The following is an 18,381-nucleotide window of genomic DNA, read 5'->3' on the forward strand; positions in this document are numbered from 1 at the left end:
GCTGGTAAATGGAAAGGGTGAGGATGTGATGGGGAAGATTAGGGACCTGATGATAAATCAGCTTAAATTGAGAGGTTACAGCCCTCGAACGCTGAAAGTGTATATTCAGCATGCCAGGGCTTTTGTTCGTTTTACAGGGAAAAGCCCCGCGCGGACCGGAAAAAAAGAAATATTAAACTACATGATGTATCTTACGAAGGAGAAGAAAGTCTCCCTTTCCTATAGAAATCAGACCGTAAGCGCTCTGAAATTTCTCTATAAATATGTACTTAAAAAACCCTGGGTAATAGAGGAGCTTCCAAGGCCGAAAAAGGCCTCGAGGCTGCCTGTTGTTCTCAGCGCGCGGGAAGTATCAAGACTTCTCTCTGAAGTTCCAAACAGAAAGCATAAGGCTATAATGGTAGTTGCCTATTCAGCGGGATTGAGGGTTGGAGAGGTTGTAAGACTCAAAGTCAGCGATATTGACCCGGAACGCATGATGATACATGTTAAAGGCGGTAAGGGAAGAAAGGACAGATATACTATTCTTTCAGTCCTCGCGCTGAACGTTCTGCGTGATTACGCCTATTTCTATAAGCCGAAGAAGTGGCTATTTCCCGGAGGGAGGGAAGGGAGGCATATTACTGAGAGATCTGTACAGAAGGTAGTAGCCGGAGCTGCAAAAAAAGCAGGTATCAGAAAGCATGTCACAACACATACCCTCAGACACAGTTTCGGAACACATCTGCTTGAAAATGGAACTGATTTAAGGTACATTCAGGAACTGCTGGGACACAAAAGCGCGAGAACAACTCAAATCTATACACATGTTTCAAAAAGAGACCTGGCGAGAATAGTATCGCCCCTCGACAGAATGGATATAGACAGAGAGAAGAGCAGCGTGATAGGTGGCGGACCAGACAGAAAAAGTAATTGTAAAGAGAATGGAAACACTTAAAAACAGCAGCAGAACAAAAGGTACGCATATCTCCGACATTAGAGGAGATAACGAACATTACAAACGCGACAACAAAGCCAAGGAGGAATAACAAGAAACACCCACAACCCAAAAACAACCAGAGGGTTTAACATGAAACATACAAACGCAAATCCCGGGGGGATAACATATAAAAACAACAATCCCCCCGCAAATAAAGTGTTATGCGTAATACGATAGGATTTAGATCTCATGGATGAAACAGAAAAAATTGCGAAAGAATATATAAAGTTAAAAGGTTACAAGAACATTGAATATGAACCTGATGGTAATATACCTCCTGATTTTCTGGTTAATGGAGAAATTGCTATTGAAGTTAGGCGCTTAAATCAAAATATCAGAACAGAGGAGGGATATGAAGGATTAGAGAATGCTCACTTTCCTGTCTGGGAGAGAATAAGAGAACATCTAATATCATATGGCGCGTCCAAAACAGGAGAATCTTGGTATGTTACTTATTGGTTTGAAAGACCTATTCCTGATTGGAAGACGCTCAAAGCAAAAATTGAGAGAGTATTATTGAAATTCAGAGATCTAGGTCCTCACAAAAACACGGAATACGATATAAATAATCGTTTTAAAATTAAGATATATCGTGCTTCAAAAGAGCATTCAAAATTCTATTTGTTTGGAGGTTGTATTGATCGTGATGCATGTGGATTTGTTATGGCTAAGCTTTTGAATAACTTAGATATCTGCATAAAAGAAAAAACAGAAAAAATTAAAGCATATAAAGGCCAATACCCTTATTGGTGGTTAATCTTGGTTGACCATATAGATTATTCCATGGAAGAGATTGACCGGAAATTTTTTCAAGAAGAAGCAAAGATTTCGCACAACTGGGATAAAGTGATTTTGGTTGATCCAACTAACCCAGGAAGATCGTTTGAGATCTAATTGCCATTATCATTTATCTAACCCATGGTTATAATAGCTACTTATTTAACTATTACAGCAGATTTTCCCGCAATTAAGGTGGAGGGCTAAAAATATTTAAAATATAAATTATAGACTATTACTATTATTCTGAGTGATTATTAGTCAGTCTTATCGATCTTAAACGAATGGGATATCTATCGTTCTACGCATAACAGCAGATATGCGCTTCGCCCTTCGGGCTCGGCCTGACGGCACATCCGGCAGAGCCGGATGTCGCATATCCGCGAAATGTTATATGACAGATGCCTTTGCAAAATTCAGAGAGGACATTTTTTGGATATTAGAGAAATTGCAGGAATTGATCAAAATTATTACTCAATCAATCGAGAAGAACGAAACTACGCGGCCATCTTCTTTACAGCTCTGTGTCGGCCTGGAAATATCACGAAGTTCCTGGAGTTATGCGACTGCGATCTTTCAGAGCAGGTCAGCGATGATTTTGGAATATACTTCGAGTACGCCTATCTTCGCGATCTCTGGTATAGGATAGATGACGAGGAGATAAAGAAAGAGATCATTCGTGAGAACTTGAAAATTAAAGGAATTGACCAGCTTCTTTCCAAGCCGACTGTTGAGATAAACGAAAACTTTGGGGTGGCCGGAACAGCTTCAGACAGATACATCCAATTTCCAGGGAAGTGGTCTCTCAAAAAGTATTATAGGAATTTTCCTGACAGTGACGATCTGCTGAAAATCTGCAAGTTCAAATGGTCATTCAACATCAAGCCGGATATTGTTATTCACCTGGATAAGGATACAGCGATCTGCATTGAGGCAAAGTACGAATCCAGAGAAGGATTTTATCCGTCTTCGGGAGAAGAGAAAAAGATCTTTTATGACATGGGGCTTGATTTTGTTGGGCAGACCGAACTTCAAAAATACATGATGGAAGATCTACTTGGCATAGAGAGTGAGTTCATTTTCCTGGTTTACAAGAAACAGCAAAGCGATTCTCATAGGGTTATAAGCTGGCAGGAGGCATTTGACATTCTTGATTTAACTGATATGCCCAATTTTGCTCTTAGAATGATTGAAAACATATCGGGATAGGTTTACTATTAGGGGCATCCGTCAATATAACAAGGCATTCCCGCAACGCCGCGAAGCGCGGCTTGCCCTGCGGGACACCCTGTCGGGTGTCGGGAATGCCTGAAATGTTATGCGTAAGGCCAAATCATATTATGGACGAATCGTGGAATAAATTAAAAACCTATATTTTTAATCTTCAAAAGACTAACTATGTTGATTGCTTAGTACCAACATACAGATGCCCAAATAAATCAATACGAGCGCATTCAATACAAAAAAAAGGCGTCTTGGACTTGCTTAGCGAGAATGGCCACATATATAGAATCAAGAATGAACTTGACAGAGTATTTTGGGAGCGTGAAGGTATAAATAAAGCGACTACATTTAAGGGATTATGCAACAAACATGACACTGAGATATTCAGAGAGATCGATAGTAATCCAATCAATTTAGAAAATCCATATCATCTATTTTTGCTTGCTTATAGATCTGTGCTCAGGGAGATGACCGTATTGATAGACGGTGCTCTCAGAAACTTGCAAGGATTTAGGAAAAAAGTGTCTTTAGGTTTATTGGATGATGAAGAACCATCATTTGAAGAGGCAAGGATGAACGGTTTATTTGTAAATGCCGAGGAGTTCTATGAAATCAAAAGGTTGTTCGATAATATTTATCTGTCAGAGGAGCTCTCTAAAATTAAGCATAAGACAATTATTATTGAAAATATACGACCTGCGATTGCTATAAGCTCAATTTTCACATATGCTGAGACAAAGGTTAAATCCGAGGATACAGAGAGGATTATACTAAATGTATATCCAGAAAATAATTCTCTTATTGTAGTTTTTTCATATAGAAATACAGATGAAGAATATATTGAAGCTAGGATATCAAATGTAATTGAATCAAAAGGCATGAATCAATTGTATCAACTTTCAAAAATGGTTTTACGAAATTGTTATAATTTTATTGTATCACCAATTCTTTATCGTAGTTGGGATGAAGATAGGAAAAACATTATGCTTGATTTCTTCTTCAAAACAGCCACGCAAGACTTGATCAATTATGAAGATGAACGTTTGTTTCTTTTTTGGGACAAGTAATTTGGCCCTACGTATAACAGCAGTTTTGCGGCCTCCAGGCCTGACGGCCTTCCGGCGTAGATGGCCTTGTCACGCCGGCTGCAGGGCAGCCGGCGCGCCAGCCTGGCTGATGCCAGGCCCGGCCACCTCGCAAACGCTCGAAATGTTATATGAAAAACGCGCTGATTGGTATTGACAATAATTATAATATAGGTATAATATAATTATGATAAGGTTTGACTGGGACGAGAAGAAGAACAGGGCTAATCAGAAGAAGCACGGTGTCTCCTTCCAAGAAGCTCAGACGGTGTTCTTTGATGATTACGCCATAGAATACGACGATCCCTTTCATTCAGACAGAGAAAGAAGACAGGTTTCTTATCATAGGAAGGAGCCTGCACCTTAGAGTCCTTGTCGTATGCCATTGTCTAAGAGCCAGGGGATCTGTGATCAGGATCATAACGGCAAGGAAGGCGACAAAGAAAGAGCGTTATCATTACACGCATAGAGGTAATTTATCATGAGAAAAGAATACGATTTTTCGAAGATGAAAGGACGAAGGAATCCTTATGCCGCAAAGCTCAAGAAGCAGGTCACGATAAGGCTGGGGGTGGACGTTATCGCCTATTTCAAGGAGTTAGCAAAAGAGACGGGGATTCCTTACCAGAATCTGATAAACTTGTATCTTCGAGATTGTGTGGTTTCAGGGAAGAAGCCAGTTCTTAACTGGCAGCCGTAATGAAGGTCGCGTATTCTTGTGATATTAACTAGGAGGCGCGTTCTCCATATAACAAATGTGTTCACGGCTGTGCTTGGCACCCGGGCTGCAGAGCATCCCGGCCGCCAATGCTCGCGCAAATCGCTGACCGAAGGGAAGCGATTTCGCAAACCTGCGAAATGTTATATGATCAGTCGCGCAAAGATGGTTCGATAACATAATGGAACAACATTCAATAGAAGAACTGAATAATTATGATGCCTATCATAAAGGTGATAATTCATTCTCTGCCTATGCTCGATATCTCCAGAGTAAATGGAGGGTGAGGAAGGGGTATCCGAAGCAAAAGAATAAACTTGGAAATTATCTTCCAGTGGAATTTGCAAAGGAAACTAAAGCTAACTTTCTGACAAATAGAATAGGAAATCTGGTTCAGTCAGAGGTTGATAAATCTAAAGTCCTGGGAAGCATGATAAGTGAACCGAGAATTTGGAATAATCTATTGTCGTCTCAACCACTGTGTTTTAACCTCTTCGGTGAATTACATTTCGATTTAGATTTAGCGACAAAAGTTTTTCAAGCACTATTTCCCAATAAAATAAGCAAAGTTACTGACGTAAAATTCGAATATTCACCGGGACGCGGAGATAAGAATTACACAGGAGATCACTCCGCTTTTGATGCCTTTATAGAATATGATAACGAAAAGGCTCAATCTGAATACATAGGCATCGAAGTAAAGTATTCCGAAAATATGCGGCAAAGAAGAGAGGATTCCATAAAGACTTATCACAAACATAAGAGGGAGTATCTTAAAATTGCTAAGAGCGCCGGAATATTCCCAGAATCTTCAATTGAAATACTTCGAGAGAGTCCACTTCAACAAATTTGGCGAGATCATTTATTATCCTTAGCAACAGAAAAAGATTACAGTGGAGGGTTTTTTATTTTTCTCCATCCTGAGCAAAACAAAAAATGTCATGAAGCCTACAAAGATTATATTCAGCTCCTAAATTCATCTGATCCAGATATAACCAAAATCTATTCAATTACCCTTGAAAAGTTTCTTGATATTTTGTTCAAATTAAATAGTTCAACTTGGGTAATAGAATTAAGAGAACGATACTTGGGCATTTAAAGGTTTGTATGCGCGACCGACATATATCAACAGGTTTGCGGCTACGGGCCGGCGGCCCTTCGCGCAGGTGTCCTCTGTCACGCCGGGTGCTAGAGTTTAAGTATGGAGAGTTGGCCGCGACCACCACCCGCACCCGTCGCGACAACCTGGCTAACGCCAGGCCCGGCCACCTCGCAAATGCTCGAAATATTAATGATATGCCGCTATAATATTAGTGTCTTGGGTTGACAAACGATTCTTATCGAACTATAATCTTACTAGTAAGATAATCAAAGGAGCAAAAAATGAGAGATCCTTCTACTACGCGTATGTCATCAAAGGGGCAAGTAGTCATTCCAGAAGAAGTGAGAGATCGCTTGGGCCTAAAAACTGGCACACAATTCGTTGTCGTGGCCGAGGGGGATGTAGTGATTCTCAAGACCCTATCGCCGCCATCTATGGAACAGTTTGATGGACTTATTGCCAAAGCCAGAAAACAAGCTCGAGCAGCTGGAATGAAGCGTTCTGATATAGAAAAGGCTAAGAAAAAAGCGAGAAAACGCCATTGAGAGTGATACTGGATACAAACGTATTCATCTCAGGAGTGTTCTTTTCGGGGCCGCCATACCAGATTCTTGATGCTTGGCGTAAAGATAAGATAAAGCTAGTTATATCTCCTGAGATTTTTGAGGAATATAGGAGGGTAGGCGAAGAGCTGACGAAGGATTATCCCGGCGTCAGTTTAGGTCCATTTCTTTCATTGGCTGTTCTGGAATCCGAGATAGTTTTAGCTCCAAAGCTCAATGAACAAATATGCGCTGATCCAGATGATGACAAGTTCATATCATGTGCTATTGTATCTGGCTGCAGATGTATTGTAACCGGGGACAAGCAACTGAAGAAATTATCCGGGCATAGAGACTTGGAGATCCTTACACCCAGGCAGTTTGTTGATAAATATCTTTAAATGGTATAGTGGCTGAATTATAGTTTTATTAATTACAGCATCTTTAGCGGCACATCACATAACACAGTGTTCGCGGCTGTGCTTGGCACCCGGGCTGCGCAGCACCCCAGCCGCCAAGCTCCGCGCAAATCGCTGACCGAAGGGAAGCGATTTCGCGAGCACTCTAAATGTTATATGAAATAGCGCGCAGAATAAAATAATAAATGAGTGTCATAATCTCTCTTCCTATTCCCGTTTATTAAAAATAAAAGAGGTTGTAATTTTCAAGAATTTTATTTAAAATATTATATGACGATAATAATTGAGGATGGAGAGATTATTATGACAGATAAAGAGCCTAAAAAGATTGTCAGAGATATGCGGAAATTTGAGAAAAAGATTATCTCTTCTTCAGAGAAGTCTAAGAAACTCATCATAAAAGCAGGTATTTGCACACCTAAAGGTAATTTGACGAAACCGTATAAATAAACTTATGAGTTCTTCTATATACTCTACCCTCCCAAACTTAGTTTTAGGATTTCATGGCTGTGATCGAAGTGTTGCCGAAAAAATTATATCCGGAAAAGATAGACTGAAAGAAAGCTCCAATTCTTATGATTGGCTTGGTGGTGGAATATATTTCTGGGAGAATAATCCATCTCGAGCACTTCATTTTGCGAATACTTTGAAAGATAATCCCGAAAGAGCTAGAGTTGAAATCAAACATCCTGCAGTTATAGGTGCAATTATAGATTTAGGATATTGCTTTAATCTACTAGATCATGAAAATATCAAAATATTAAAAAAAGGGTATGATTTCTTAATCTCAGCTCTAAAGAAAGCAAACTTACCAATACCCAAAAACAAATCAGGCGGAGACAGTAGGGATTTGCTTTTAAAAAAACTTGATCGAGCAGTTATAGATTTTATTCACACATATAACGATGAGAACAATGAGCGGTCCTACGATTCTGTGAGAGCTGCATATATTGAGGGTGATGAGGTATACCCTACTGCGGGATTTAACGAAAAGAATCATATCCAAATATGCATACGCAATCCCAATTGTATAAAGGGCTATTTTCTTCCACTAGAAAGAACTAAGAAATATATTGTTCCCTAGTGGGTAATATTTACATAACACGACGTATAACCGCAAACGTTATATGAAAGCGGCGATTAGTATAGTTTAGATGAAAGGTGAATCATAATGACAATCCCTGATTTTCAAAGTATTATGCTTCCTTTACTTCAATTAGCAGCTGATGGTAAAGAACATTCCATCCGTAATGCTATAGAAGAACTATCAGACCAATTTGAATTGACCGATGATGAAAGAGAAGATTTTCTGCCAAGCGGGAGACAACATACTTTCGACAATCGAGTTGGATGGGCCAGAACGTACATGAAGAAGGCAGGGTTGCTAAAATATACTCGTCGAGGTCATTTTTGTATTACCGATAGAGGAAGAGAGATTCTTTTAGAAAACCCCCAATATATCAATATTAAATTGCTGAAACGTTTTCCCGAATTTGTTGAATTTCAATCTGGAAAGAAAAAATCCAAAGATGATGCAAAGCAGAAAGAAATTGAAACTAATGAAACTCCAGAAGAATTACTTGAAAATTCATATCAAGAATTGAGAAATAATTTAGCATTGGACTTACTTGATACCGTAAAAGATTTGTCTCCAAAGTATTTTGAAGAGATAGTGGTTGATTTATTAGTACAAATGGGATACGGAGGGTCTCGTATTGAAGCTGGTAAAGCGATTGGGAAAAGTGGTGATGAGGGCATAGATGGAATTATCAAAGAAGATAAACTTGGATTGGATATTATTTATATCCAAGCTAAAAAATGGAACAACAATGTAGGACGTCCAGATATACAAAAATTTGCAGGTGCTCTGCAGGGCAAGCGTGCTAGAAAAGGGATTTTCATCACAACGGCTGAATTCAGTAAAGAAGCCGAAAACTATGTTTCAAAAATTGAATCAAAGATAATTTTAATTGATGGTCGCAAGTTTGCCGAACTTATGATTGATCATGATGTAGGCGTATCCACTGTTGCTTCTTACAAGATTAAAAGGATAGATCTAGATTATTTTACAGAAAGTTAAATAATTTTTATGGCAGTAATAATCGCCGCCTCCATATAAAAAGTGTTATACGAAATTGAACAAATGAGGGAGGAATTCAATGCTGGAAGATAAGAACAATAAAAGCATCGACAGCAGTGTCGTTTTTAAATTAGCGGAATTAGCTGGGTATCAACAAGGATCGGTAGTTAGTCGAACACTAATTGATAAAAAAGTAGGAACGGTTACTTTTTTCTCATTCGATGAAGGTCAGGGATTGAGCGAGCACAGTACTCCCTTCGATGCTTTGGTAAATGTTGTTGATGGGGAAGCTGAAATTACAATATCAGGCAAACAATATTATTTAAAAGCAGGTGAAAGCATAATCATGCCAGCTAATAAACCCCATTCGTTGAATGCGGCAAAGCAATTTAAAATGGTTTTAGTAATGATCAAAGGATAATGGTACCTGGGTATGTTCAAATTCGTATAACAAAGGTGTTCGCGGCTACGGGCCAGGGGCCCTTCGCCCAGATGGCCTTGTCACGCCGGCTGTAGGGCAGCCGCCGCGCCAGCCTGGCTGACGCCAGGCCCGGCCACCTCGCAAACGCTCGGAATGTTAGGCGACATTGGATAAACATACAAGTGGGGTGAGAATATCGAATATGAAAGGAGGAACAACGCATGGAACTATCGCAAGTGAAAGAAAAAGCAAAACAAATAAAAGAATGGGTTGGTCTTAGTACATATCCCGTAGGAGTAAAGTTCATCTTTGGAAATGGACAGATAAGCGACATGAATATAGAAAGACTGCATGGATATAGATACTGTCAGGCGTTGATGAAAGCAAGACACGGAGAACATGTTTTACTCGATGCCGAGGGCATTGCCTGTCCAGCAGCAGCAGCGGCATTTGGTTTTAAACCCCTGCCCGAAGGGTTAAAAACGGGTAAGGGTCTAATTGGTTTTGGAATTACAAAGGAAGAATCAGTGGGAAAAAAGATGTTCACAGGGATGACTATTTTAAAGCCGGGTGAACTTGAAGCTTTATATCTTTTCCCTCTTGAAACAGCCATTATTGAACCAGATGTAGTTGTAGTTGAAGATCAAATCGAAAATCTTATGTGGTTTGCTCTCGCCTATCTGAATGTTAAAGGGGGAGAAAGGGTCGAGAGTTCAACAGCGATACTTCAGGCAACCTGTGTAGATGGTACATTGATTCCCTTTAAAGAGAAAAAAATGAATTTGAGTTATGGTTGTTATGGTTGCAGAGATGCAACAGATATCAAGCCGGATGAATCAGTTCTTGGATTTTCGTTCAATGATTTTGATAAAATATCTGAATACATTGAATATCTTTCATTAAAAGCTATACCCAATTCAAGACGGAAAAATGCTTTTACCCTACTAAACAAGAGAGATGCTGTAGAACTCTCTAAAACAGATATATTTCAAACAAAAAAGAAGGAGGAATAATAATGAGTTTTCCAGAAAAGTATGCTTCCTGGAAAGGAGTCCCTAGAGAAGGGATAGATTGGCATCCCCATATCGATGAAAGCAAATGCGTCGGTTGTGGAATGTGTGTGACTAGTTGTGGTCGTGAAGTATTCGACTATGATTATGAAAAGAAAAAAGCGATCGTTTCCAATCCTTTACAGTGTATGGTCGGTTGCACCTCATGTAAAACATGGTGTGTTTTTAATGCAATTTCATTTCCAGACGCAGAATATGTAAAGAATTTGATCAAAGAAAAAAAATTCTTTCACTCGCGAAAAAGCAATTGGAACAAAAACAGACAAAGGAATAAATATCCAACGTCGCCTAACAAGGGGATATGGGGTTCCAGACCCTGCGGGTCTTCCACCCAAATTCGCCCTAAAGGGCGAACTTCCCATATTCCCCAAACGTTGGGCGCAAGCGTGACTGACCGTTCCGACAGATAACAAAATGACCATTATTCTAAAAATATTTCAAGGATACCGAATTGCATTATTGCATTTCTTTTCGATTGCCCAAAAGTCGATTTTTCTAATGATCTATTTATGCGTTGCATTTATTTCTCAAGTAATATATGGACTTGATTATTTTGACAATACAATTATTGCAATTGGATATTCTCTTGGGACTTTTATATTTATCTCAATAGCATTTACCTTAACTTATTATTTCACGAATAAAAAACTGGATAATTTTGAAATTAAAAAACTTAATATCCAATTATTGATAATTGGTCTTGTAATAATTGTTCATCTTGTCTCAGTTTTTGGACAATTCCCTGATAGTTATTCACTAAAAAGCATGACCGATCCGATAAGGACAACATTGCACAAACAAATCTGGGAATTAGGATATTCTGGAAAAATCAATGCAATAATTTACAATTTTATTGTTTGCGTGATACTTCCTCTTACTTTGATCTTTTTGGTTTCTAAACAAAAAACAGGATTTTATTTCAAAAGGATTAATTTAAAAATTCTGTTATTACTATTACTTCTATATTTTCCAATTATTCTATTTGGATACAAGTCGTATAATGAGATAATTTCTGATATACCATATTATTTATTTATTGCTGCTATACCAGAGGAGATCTTGTATCGTGGATTTTTGCAGTCCAGGCTTGAGAAAAAATTAAAAAATCCAGTAAATGCAATTCTAATTTCAAGTTTAATTTTTGGATTTATTCATTTACCAATAAATATTAAAATGTATGGAGAAGTGACAGGATTTGCAACCTGCATAGGAAATAATGCATTCGGAGGATTGTTTCTTGGATATTTATTTTACAGGACACGATCAATTTGGACAGTGATAATTTTTCATTTAATTTCGGGAATAGCATTGACATAATGATTAAAATACGCCAGCGCTCAACACGCGGTATAAAACATTGGGGTTTAGGTGGTTATTGATACATTCTACCACGCATAAAGTTTGGTGTAACTGGACAGGGAGGTAGCCCGCAATCCCCAACGATTTCATACCGCCAAACGTTATGAGAAAGACTGCAATTATTGATTAATTTAAGAAAGTTGCTGAGAAAAAATTGCCGTTGAATTATAATATTAAATAGTGGAAGAATAGATTATTTTAGACATAATGTTTTAAAATTATATAAGAGAGAGAGTATGCCAAAAGTAAATCCAAATATACTTAAGTGGGCTCGTGAAACTGCTGGTTTATCTCTTCAAGAAGCAGTTGATAAAATAGGTCTTAATGGTGCACGTGGTGTATCAGCAGTTGATCGTCTTATCAATTATGAATTAGGGGATGATGAACCGAGTAGACCTTTGCTACTAAGAATGGCAAAAAGATACCATCGACCTCTTCTGACTTTTTATATGCCATACATACCACTTAAAGGTGATAGAGGTATTGACTTTAGGACTCTCCCTGAAGAATATACTGAATTTGACAATGCTAATCTTGATGTTTTAATTCGTGATGTTGAAGCTAGGCAAAGTATAGTAAGAGCACTTATCGAAGATGAGGATGAAGTTGAACCACTTTTTTTTGTTGGATCTAGCGATATTGAAGATGGTATAGACTCACTGATTTCTTCTATCTATGAAATAATAAATATTACCAAAGATGATTATAGATTAGAAAGAAATCAGCGAGAAGCATTTAAACTTTTACGTCGGAAAGTTGAAGAAGCAGGAGTATATGTTTTATTAATAAGCAATCTAGGCAGTTATCACACGACAATGGATGTTGGATTATTTAGAGGCTATTCCATAGCGGATGATTTAGCCCCCTTTATAATTATTAATGATCAAGATGCAAAATCTGCGTGGTCATTTTCACTTCTACATGAACTTGTTCATATTTGTTTAGGACAAACAGGAATAAGTAATGATATTGCGTATACTCAAATTGAAAAGTTTTGTAACGATGTTGCCGGCAAATTTCTGTTATCAGATGAAGAACTGGATGTTCTCTCAATTAATGATTCTTCTGATTTTGAAGAATCGCTAGAAATGATTAGCGACTTCTCTTCCGAGATAAATATTAGTTCTACAATGGTTTCTTATAGACTATATAGAAAAGGTGCAATTAGCTACAAGTACTGGGACCATTTAAGAATAAAATTCAGAGAATTATGGATTGAAAAAAAGAAAAGTAGACAGAAATATTCTAGAGATCAGGATGGTAGTCCATCCTATTATGTTCTCCAAAAACACCGTACGGGCAGTGCTTTAATTACAAGCATTAATAATTGGATGAACGCTGGGCTTATTACAACTACTAAAGCTGGAAAAGTCTTAGGAGTAAAACCAAAAAATGTACAAAAATTAATCGAATCTGTAATATATAGCTAGGGGATTTACGTGTTGTTTCTGCTTGATGCTAATGTTTTAATTGATGCAAATAGAGACTACTATTCAATAGATAGAGTTCCTGAGTTCTGGGATTGGTTAGAATATAAGGGCAATGGCGGCGAGGTAAAAATACCTATTGAAATGTATGAGGAAATTGCTGAAGGAAATGACAACCTTGGTAATTGGACTAAGCGCCCCGATATTGAAAGAGCTATATTATTAGATGAAGATGTCGAGGAATCTCTAGTAGAAAAAGTAATTAAAGAAGGATATGCATCTGACTTGACAGATGTTGAGGTCGAGAAAATTGGACGCGATCCTTTTTTAATTGCATACGGATTGCAGGATATCGAAGAAAGGCGCATTGTTACAACAGAAGTCTCAAAATTAACTAAAATTAGAGCTAATCGGCATATTCCTGATGTGTGCGATGATTTTGGTTTACTAGCAATCAATACTTTTGAATTTATTCGTGCTCTAAATTTTACTACAAGTTGGAATAGCTAGTAATATTTATAGATTTGTAATTATTTTCTCAATTGCAGTCTTTCTTATAACAAGGCATTCCCGCAACGCCGCGAAGCGCGGCTGCCCTGCGAGACATCCTTTCGGATGTCGGGAATGCCCGAAATGTTATCTGATATGCCTGGATAGAAATATTATTGACATAATTCAGAAGATAAAGTTATAATTTACAACAAGTTAGGGGGGACTGGTCGCAATTTGCGACCAGTCATTCATAAGGCTTTGATAGATATAGAGTTATGGGGAGAGTGCAATCAAATAACCGAATCGTGAAGGTTGAAAGTAAAATTCTTCAGGTTCGTGGTGAGAAGGTAATCATCGATGCGGACCTGGCCGATTTTTATGGAGTCTCAACGAAGCGCCTCAACGAGCAGGTCAACCGCAACAAAGAGAGATTCCCTGATGATTTCATGTTCAAATTGACCAGAGCGGAGAAAGCTGAAGTTGTCTCGGCCTGTCCTCATCTTGAGAAACTAAAGAGGACCAGATCGATGCCACATGCTTTCACTGAACATGGGGCGATCATGGCAGCGACAGTTTTGAGTTCTGATCAGGCAATTGAGATGAGTATATTTATAGTTAGAGCCTTTGCTATAAACTACGAAGAGCCGTTCAAGAGTATTCAGAGATTTCTCACAAGCTAGATATTCTGGAGCGACAGGTTTCCAAGCATGACAAGGAAATAGTCTCTTTGGTTAAGGTTATAAAGCGAATGCTCAGTCCCAAGTCCGTTGCAAAAAAGAGACGAATTGGGTTTAAAGTGTCAGATAAATAATTAAAGGGAGAGGTTTACGGCACAACAGATAACACTTATGAGGCCTTCCCTTCGGTCATAGGTTTCGCAAACCTGCGTAATGTTATGTGCAATGCGTATTAAGTAATCTTTTGGATTAATTATTGCTGTTTTTTAGTTGCACCATGTTAACGTATATGTTAACATCATGCAATTAGAGAGATAAAGTTTTACAGGACCAGTTCTGGCGCGAGCCCGATAGAAGATTATCTTGATGGTCTTGGTCCTAAACAGGCGCAGAAGGTGAAGAGAAGCGATATAGATTTAGTTGAGAGAAGAAAAAGAGATTATTTGAAGAGGAAAAACGATGAGCGATCATAAGCAATATGTTAAGGAAAGGAAAAAAAGAGATCCTGAGTTTGCCGAAGGTTATGAAATAGGATATGACAAATTCAAGTTAGGGATGCTATTAAAAGCTGCCAGGAAGGAAGCGGGGATGACCCAGGAGGAGGTAGCAAAAAAGCTGAACACGAAGAAGACAGCAATTTCAAGGCTTGAGAATCATTCTACTGATTTCCGTTTGTCGACTATTGAGAAATATGCTGAAACTTTGGGCAAGAAGCTTTATATTTCTTTTAGGCAGGGTTAAGTTAACCGCCCCAAGAGTGCGGTTATGGTTCCGGCGGGCATGAGAACGGGGGCTGTCAGCGACCGGGCAATGAAGTCGACCCCCAGCATCGGGCAGACAGTGACCAGACCCGGACTTTGCTGTTCATCTCATGGGTTGTGTTCACATTTTTATTGTTATATATGCTCAAGCTTCCCCGTCTCCGAATCCTCCACGGGCACAATATGTATAAGGTCGCCGTGTTTGTGAATTGCCACGCTTATCCCGAAAGCGCGTGTGATGTTTTTCCTAGTGAGGACCTGCTGGGTGGTGCCCGAGGCGAACACCTGGCCGTCCTTGAGGAGCACCAGGCGGTCGCAGTATTGTGATGCTAGATTGAGGTCGTGTATGGCCATAAGCGTGAGCGTATTCCGTTGGTGCGTGAGTCGTAGTACGAGGTTCATGAGGCCCAGCTGATGTTTGATGTCCAAGTTGCTGGTAGGCTCATCAAGGCATAATACCATGGGTTCCTGGGCCAGGGCGCGAGCGATCTGTACGCGCTGGTGTTGCCCTCCACTGAGTGTGTTGATATCGCGGTGTGAGATGTCGTTTAAGTACATGATAGACAGCACTCGGTTTACGACGTGGAGGTCATGGGCGGACGGTTCCCATTCCAGATGAGGTATACGCCCCGTGAGAACGGCATCGAACACAGGTTGGGGAAAAGATCTTTCCTGCACCTGAGGCACGTAACCCATCAGGCGGGCCAGCTCCCGCCGCTTCATCGATGACATATCTATTCCGTTGATAGTGATGGTGCCTCTGGCGGGACTGGACAGTCCGCACAGGCAGCGGATCAAAGTGGTCTTTCCCGACCCGTTGGGACCGATCATGCCGACCAGTGAGCCCGCCGGAAAGGAGAGTGTGATATCGCGCAGTACTTGTATCTTCCCGTAGGCGAACGAGACATCATCGATGGTGACGAGATCTACCAATGTTTTCGCCCCCTGATGATGAGGTAAATGAACAGGGGCGCTCCAAGAAAGGAAGTGAGGATGCCCACGGGCATGATGACCGGTGAGAGCAAGGTGCGCGCCACGGTATCTGATACCAGCAAAAGTAGAGCGCCTGCGATACAGCATCCGGGGATGAGAAAGCGGGCGTCCGTTCCCACAATGCGCCGAACGATATGGGGAACCACCAGACCCACGAACCCGATGATGCCCACGAAGGAAACAACCAGGGCCGTCAGGAGGGATGAGATGAGCAGCCCCAATATGCGGGTTCTGGAGGTGTTGACCCCCAGGGTGTGGGCCACCTCCTCGCTGCTGTTCATTGCGTTGTATCGCCAGCGGTTGAGGAAGAAGTAGATGAGGGTGGCCACGGTGCCCACCGAAATGATGGTCACCAAGGTCCAATCGGTTCGGCCCAGATCACCGAAGGTCCAGAATATGATGGATGCCAGTTGCACCTCGTCACTAGCGAAGTACCGTAGTGAGGTTGTTCCTGCGGTGAACAGGGACGCCATGGCCACGCCGGCCAGGATCATGGTCTCGGTGGACGCGTCCCTGATGCGGGCCAAAAGGAGGATGACGCCTGTGGACATCAGGGTCGAGGCAAAGGCACAGAGTGCTAAAAAAAAAGGGAGGTCGAAGGACACAGAATGGGCTTGCGTGGAGCCCGCGCCGAGGACAACGATGCCGAAGGCGGCGCCGAATGATGCTGCGTGGGAGACTCCCAAGGTCGATGGTGATGCCAGGGGATTGCGAAGAACGTTCTGCATGACCATCCCGGAGACGGCCAGGGCGGCCCCTGCGAATATGGCGGTGGCGATGCGCATCATGCGGATGTTCCATATCACGACCCTATGGGCATACGACCCATTACCAATGAATGCATTAAAAGCATCGATCGTGGTCATCGGGTACGGTCCCGTGGTAAGGGAATACATGGCCACCAGCACCACCAGGATGATCCCTGCCAGCAGCCAAATTCTCCTTAAGAGGTTCTGCTGCCTGTGCTGCGCAATAGGGTCTCGGGGCCTGTGGTAAGAGCTTTGGAATATTATATGGAACCTCCCAAGTTTTCAGTCACTCGAGGTCGATCTTTACAAAACCCATGGTATTCCTTTTCCATCTGTGCATATACGGGAGATCCCACCATGGAGGCGTATATCTCGTCGGCCTTGGCCGTTGGTTCCACATCAGCGAATCTCTCTGGATGCACAACCGACCCAACAAAGTAGCAGTTGGCAAGCATCGTCGCAAAATTGGTGTTGTAGGAATTGTAGGGCATGACGATATAAATGTGATCTTCGACGACTGCCGACAGCAAAGAGTATGCCTTGTCGTTGTTGATGCTTTCGACAACAAGATAATAACTCATAGCGTCGATGAACAGAATGTCCGGGTCCCAGGCCAAGAGCTGTTCCTTGTCGATAAACATATGTCCGGTGCCCGCCGAGGAGGCGACGTTGTTCACATTGGTGTATTCGAAGGGTGGAAAATCCACACGGGTTGAGAGTATCTCCCTTGCGCCCCGGAGAGCAACCCCGCCGACATAGGCAGAGGGCTTCTCATCTTCCGGGATGTTGGATGTCCGGGCGTCAAGGTCCGTCAAAATTCCGTCGATGTATGAGATTACCTTTTCGGCCTTGTCGCTTTTTCCCAGAACATTCCCCATGAGGCGAAGGGTATGTTCGAAAACGGCCCGCCTTTCTCCAAGGTCCCCCAGGTCAATTGCCACCACGGGTATGCCAGTCTTCGCCTGAAGGTCGTCCATGGTTCCCCCGGTGGCCGGCTCCAACTGTGAGCACGAGTGGAAGATCACGTCCGGCTGCTGGACCATGATAAGCTCCGCATCGCCCCCGTGCTTTGGTCCTATCACGGGGAGGTCCTTCAAGTCCGGTCTGGCGAACTGGTAAGGCGTGATGGCTTTCTTGGTTTCAACATCCTCAACTCCAACGATCATATCGGTAGCGTTCAGATATGTCAGCATTCTCACAGCTCCCGAGGCGACCCCTACCACACGATCCACCTTTACGGGGACGTCCACCTTTCGGCCAAGCAGGTCAGTGATTGTCTGCGTTTTTCCGTCATTTTCCGTTTCCAAGTTCAGGAATCTTGAAGATAGAATTACCACGGTGATCAGCAGTCCGACCAAGGCGATTATTATTAGTTTTCTTTTCATTCTTTTTCCTTCTGTTCGTTTGTCTGTCTAAAGCAGGGAACGCAGAGCTTGCTTCCCTGTTCCGTCTTTATGATCCTGGTGACCATCAATTGCTCATCGGTCTTTGATGAAGTTTTCAATA

The 18,381-nt window shown here is 41.2% G+C and carries 23 protein-coding genes and 1 pseudogene; 20 read left to right on the plus strand and 4 right to left on the minus strand.

Annotated elements, in window-relative coordinates; all coding sequences use genetic code 11:
- The first annotated feature begins 28 nt into the window (after positions 1-28).
- The 20 genes and pseudogenes from xerA (at position 29) to U5O15_03775 (ending at position 15,113) form a co-directional block, all read left to right on the plus strand.
- Positions 29-937, plus strand: coding sequence for a site-specific tyrosine recombinase/integron integrase (gene xerA / locus U5O15_03680; GenBank protein ID MDZ7859759.1), 909 nt, complete (start codon positions 29-31; stop codon positions 935-937).
- 231 nt (positions 938-1,168) lie between these two features.
- Entirely contained in the window at positions 1,169-1,873 is a 705-nt protein-coding gene (locus U5O15_03685) for a hypothetical protein (GenBank protein ID MDZ7859760.1), read from the plus strand.
- A gap of 315 nt (positions 1,874-2,188) precedes the next feature.
- Positions 2,189-2,965, plus strand: coding sequence for a hypothetical protein (locus U5O15_03690; GenBank protein ID MDZ7859761.1), 777 nt, complete (start codon positions 2,189-2,191; stop codon positions 2,963-2,965).
- A gap of 131 nt (positions 2,966-3,096) precedes the next feature.
- On the plus strand, positions 3,097-4,047 hold the full coding sequence (locus U5O15_03695; protein ID MDZ7859762.1) for a hypothetical protein: 951 nt from the start codon (positions 3,097-3,099) through the stop codon (positions 4,045-4,047).
- Between the two features lie 199 nt (positions 4,048-4,246).
- Positions 4,247-4,550: pseudogene (locus tag U5O15_03700) on the plus strand (BrnT family toxin).
- The gene (locus U5O15_03705; GenBank protein ID MDZ7859763.1) at positions 4,547-4,765 is read left to right on the plus strand and encodes a BrnA antitoxin family protein; all 219 of its coding nucleotides are present in this window, start codon (positions 4,547-4,549) and stop codon (positions 4,763-4,765) included. Before U5O15_03700 ends, U5O15_03705 begins: the two are co-directional and overlap by 4 nt.
- A gap of 199 nt (positions 4,766-4,964) precedes the next feature.
- Positions 4,965-5,882 (plus strand): hypothetical protein, encoded by a 918-nt coding sequence (locus tag U5O15_03710; GenBank protein ID MDZ7859764.1) that lies wholly within the window; start codon positions 4,965-4,967, stop codon positions 5,880-5,882.
- A gap of 308 nt (positions 5,883-6,190) precedes the next feature.
- Positions 6,191-6,430, plus strand: a complete 240-nt coding sequence (locus U5O15_03715; GenBank protein MDZ7859765.1) for an AbrB/MazE/SpoVT family DNA-binding domain-containing protein — start codon at positions 6,191-6,193, stop codon at positions 6,428-6,430.
- 2 nt (positions 6,431-6,432) lie between these two features.
- Positions 6,433-6,828, plus strand: coding sequence for a putative toxin-antitoxin system toxin component, PIN family (locus U5O15_03720; protein MDZ7859766.1), 396 nt, complete (start codon positions 6,433-6,435; stop codon positions 6,826-6,828).
- A gap of 288 nt (positions 6,829-7,116) precedes the next feature.
- Positions 7,117-7,296, plus strand: coding sequence for a hypothetical protein (locus U5O15_03725; protein ID MDZ7859767.1), 180 nt, complete (start codon positions 7,117-7,119; stop codon positions 7,294-7,296).
- A 4-nt stretch (positions 7,297-7,300) separates the two neighbouring features.
- Positions 7,301-7,930, plus strand: a complete 630-nt coding sequence (locus U5O15_03730) for a hypothetical protein (GenBank protein MDZ7859768.1) — start codon at positions 7,301-7,303, stop codon at positions 7,928-7,930.
- Positions 7,931-8,017: 87 nt separating this feature from the next.
- On the plus strand, positions 8,018-8,926 hold the full coding sequence (locus U5O15_03735; protein ID MDZ7859769.1) for a restriction endonuclease: 909 nt from the start codon (positions 8,018-8,020) through the stop codon (positions 8,924-8,926).
- Between the two features lie 79 nt (positions 8,927-9,005).
- Positions 9,006-9,347 (plus strand): cupin domain-containing protein, encoded by a 342-nt coding sequence (locus U5O15_03740; protein ID MDZ7859770.1) that lies wholly within the window; start codon positions 9,006-9,008, stop codon positions 9,345-9,347.
- A gap of 236 nt (positions 9,348-9,583) precedes the next feature.
- Entirely contained in the window at positions 9,584-10,360 is a 777-nt protein-coding gene (locus tag U5O15_03745) for a DUF169 domain-containing protein (protein MDZ7859771.1), read from the plus strand.
- A gap of 2 nt (positions 10,361-10,362) precedes the next feature.
- The gene (locus tag U5O15_03750; GenBank protein ID MDZ7859772.1) at positions 10,363-10,827 is read left to right on the plus strand and encodes a 4Fe-4S binding protein; all 465 of its coding nucleotides are present in this window, start codon (positions 10,363-10,365) and stop codon (positions 10,825-10,827) included.
- A 4-nt stretch (positions 10,828-10,831) separates the two neighbouring features.
- A complete protein-coding gene (locus U5O15_03755; protein MDZ7859773.1) occupies positions 10,832-11,734 on the plus strand; it encodes a CPBP family intramembrane glutamic endopeptidase in 903 nt (300 codons plus the stop codon).
- A 278-nt stretch (positions 11,735-12,012) separates the two neighbouring features.
- Entirely contained in the window at positions 12,013-13,206 is a 1,194-nt protein-coding gene (locus U5O15_03760) for an XRE family transcriptional regulator (protein MDZ7859774.1), read from the plus strand.
- A gap of 9 nt (positions 13,207-13,215) precedes the next feature.
- Complete coding sequence (locus U5O15_03765) at positions 13,216-13,713, plus strand: DUF4411 family protein (protein MDZ7859775.1); 498 nt, start codon at positions 13,216-13,218, stop codon at positions 13,711-13,713.
- Positions 13,714-13,979: 266 nt separating this feature from the next.
- Positions 13,980-14,375 (plus strand): ORF6N domain-containing protein, encoded by a 396-nt coding sequence (locus U5O15_03770; protein ID MDZ7859776.1) that lies wholly within the window; start codon positions 13,980-13,982, stop codon positions 14,373-14,375.
- Between the two features lie 456 nt (positions 14,376-14,831).
- A complete protein-coding gene (locus U5O15_03775) occupies positions 14,832-15,113 on the plus strand; it encodes a helix-turn-helix transcriptional regulator (GenBank protein ID MDZ7859777.1) in 282 nt (93 codons plus the stop codon).
- A 155-nt stretch (positions 15,114-15,268) separates the two neighbouring features.
- Here U5O15_03775 and U5O15_03780 read toward each other — a convergent pair whose 3' ends face one another.
- From U5O15_03780 to U5O15_03795, 4 genes are all read right to left on the minus strand, one after another.
- Complete coding sequence (locus U5O15_03780; GenBank protein ID MDZ7859778.1) at positions 15,269-16,066, minus strand: ABC transporter ATP-binding protein; 798 nt, start codon at positions 16,064-16,066, stop codon at positions 15,269-15,271.
- Positions 16,060-17,037, minus strand: a complete 978-nt coding sequence (locus U5O15_03785) for an iron ABC transporter permease (GenBank protein ID MDZ7859779.1) — start codon at positions 17,035-17,037, stop codon at positions 16,060-16,062. Before U5O15_03785 ends, U5O15_03780 begins: the two co-directional genes overlap by 7 nt.
- 98 nt (positions 17,038-17,135) lie before the next feature.
- Complete coding sequence (locus U5O15_03790) at positions 17,136-18,260, minus strand: iron ABC transporter substrate-binding protein (protein ID MDZ7859780.1); 1,125 nt, start codon at positions 18,258-18,260, stop codon at positions 17,136-17,138.
- Positions 18,257-18,379 (minus strand): hypothetical protein, encoded by a 123-nt coding sequence (locus U5O15_03795; protein MDZ7859781.1) that lies wholly within the window; start codon positions 18,377-18,379, stop codon positions 18,257-18,259. The genes U5O15_03790 and U5O15_03795 overlap by 4 nt, the downstream gene beginning before the upstream one ends.
- Between the last annotated feature and the right edge of the window lie 2 nt (positions 18,380-18,381).

Source organism: Candidatus Krumholzibacteriota bacterium, assembly GCA_034520215.1.
Taxonomy (GTDB): Bacteria; Krumholzibacteriota; Krumholzibacteriia; order Krumholzibacteriales; family WJIX01; genus JAGHBT01.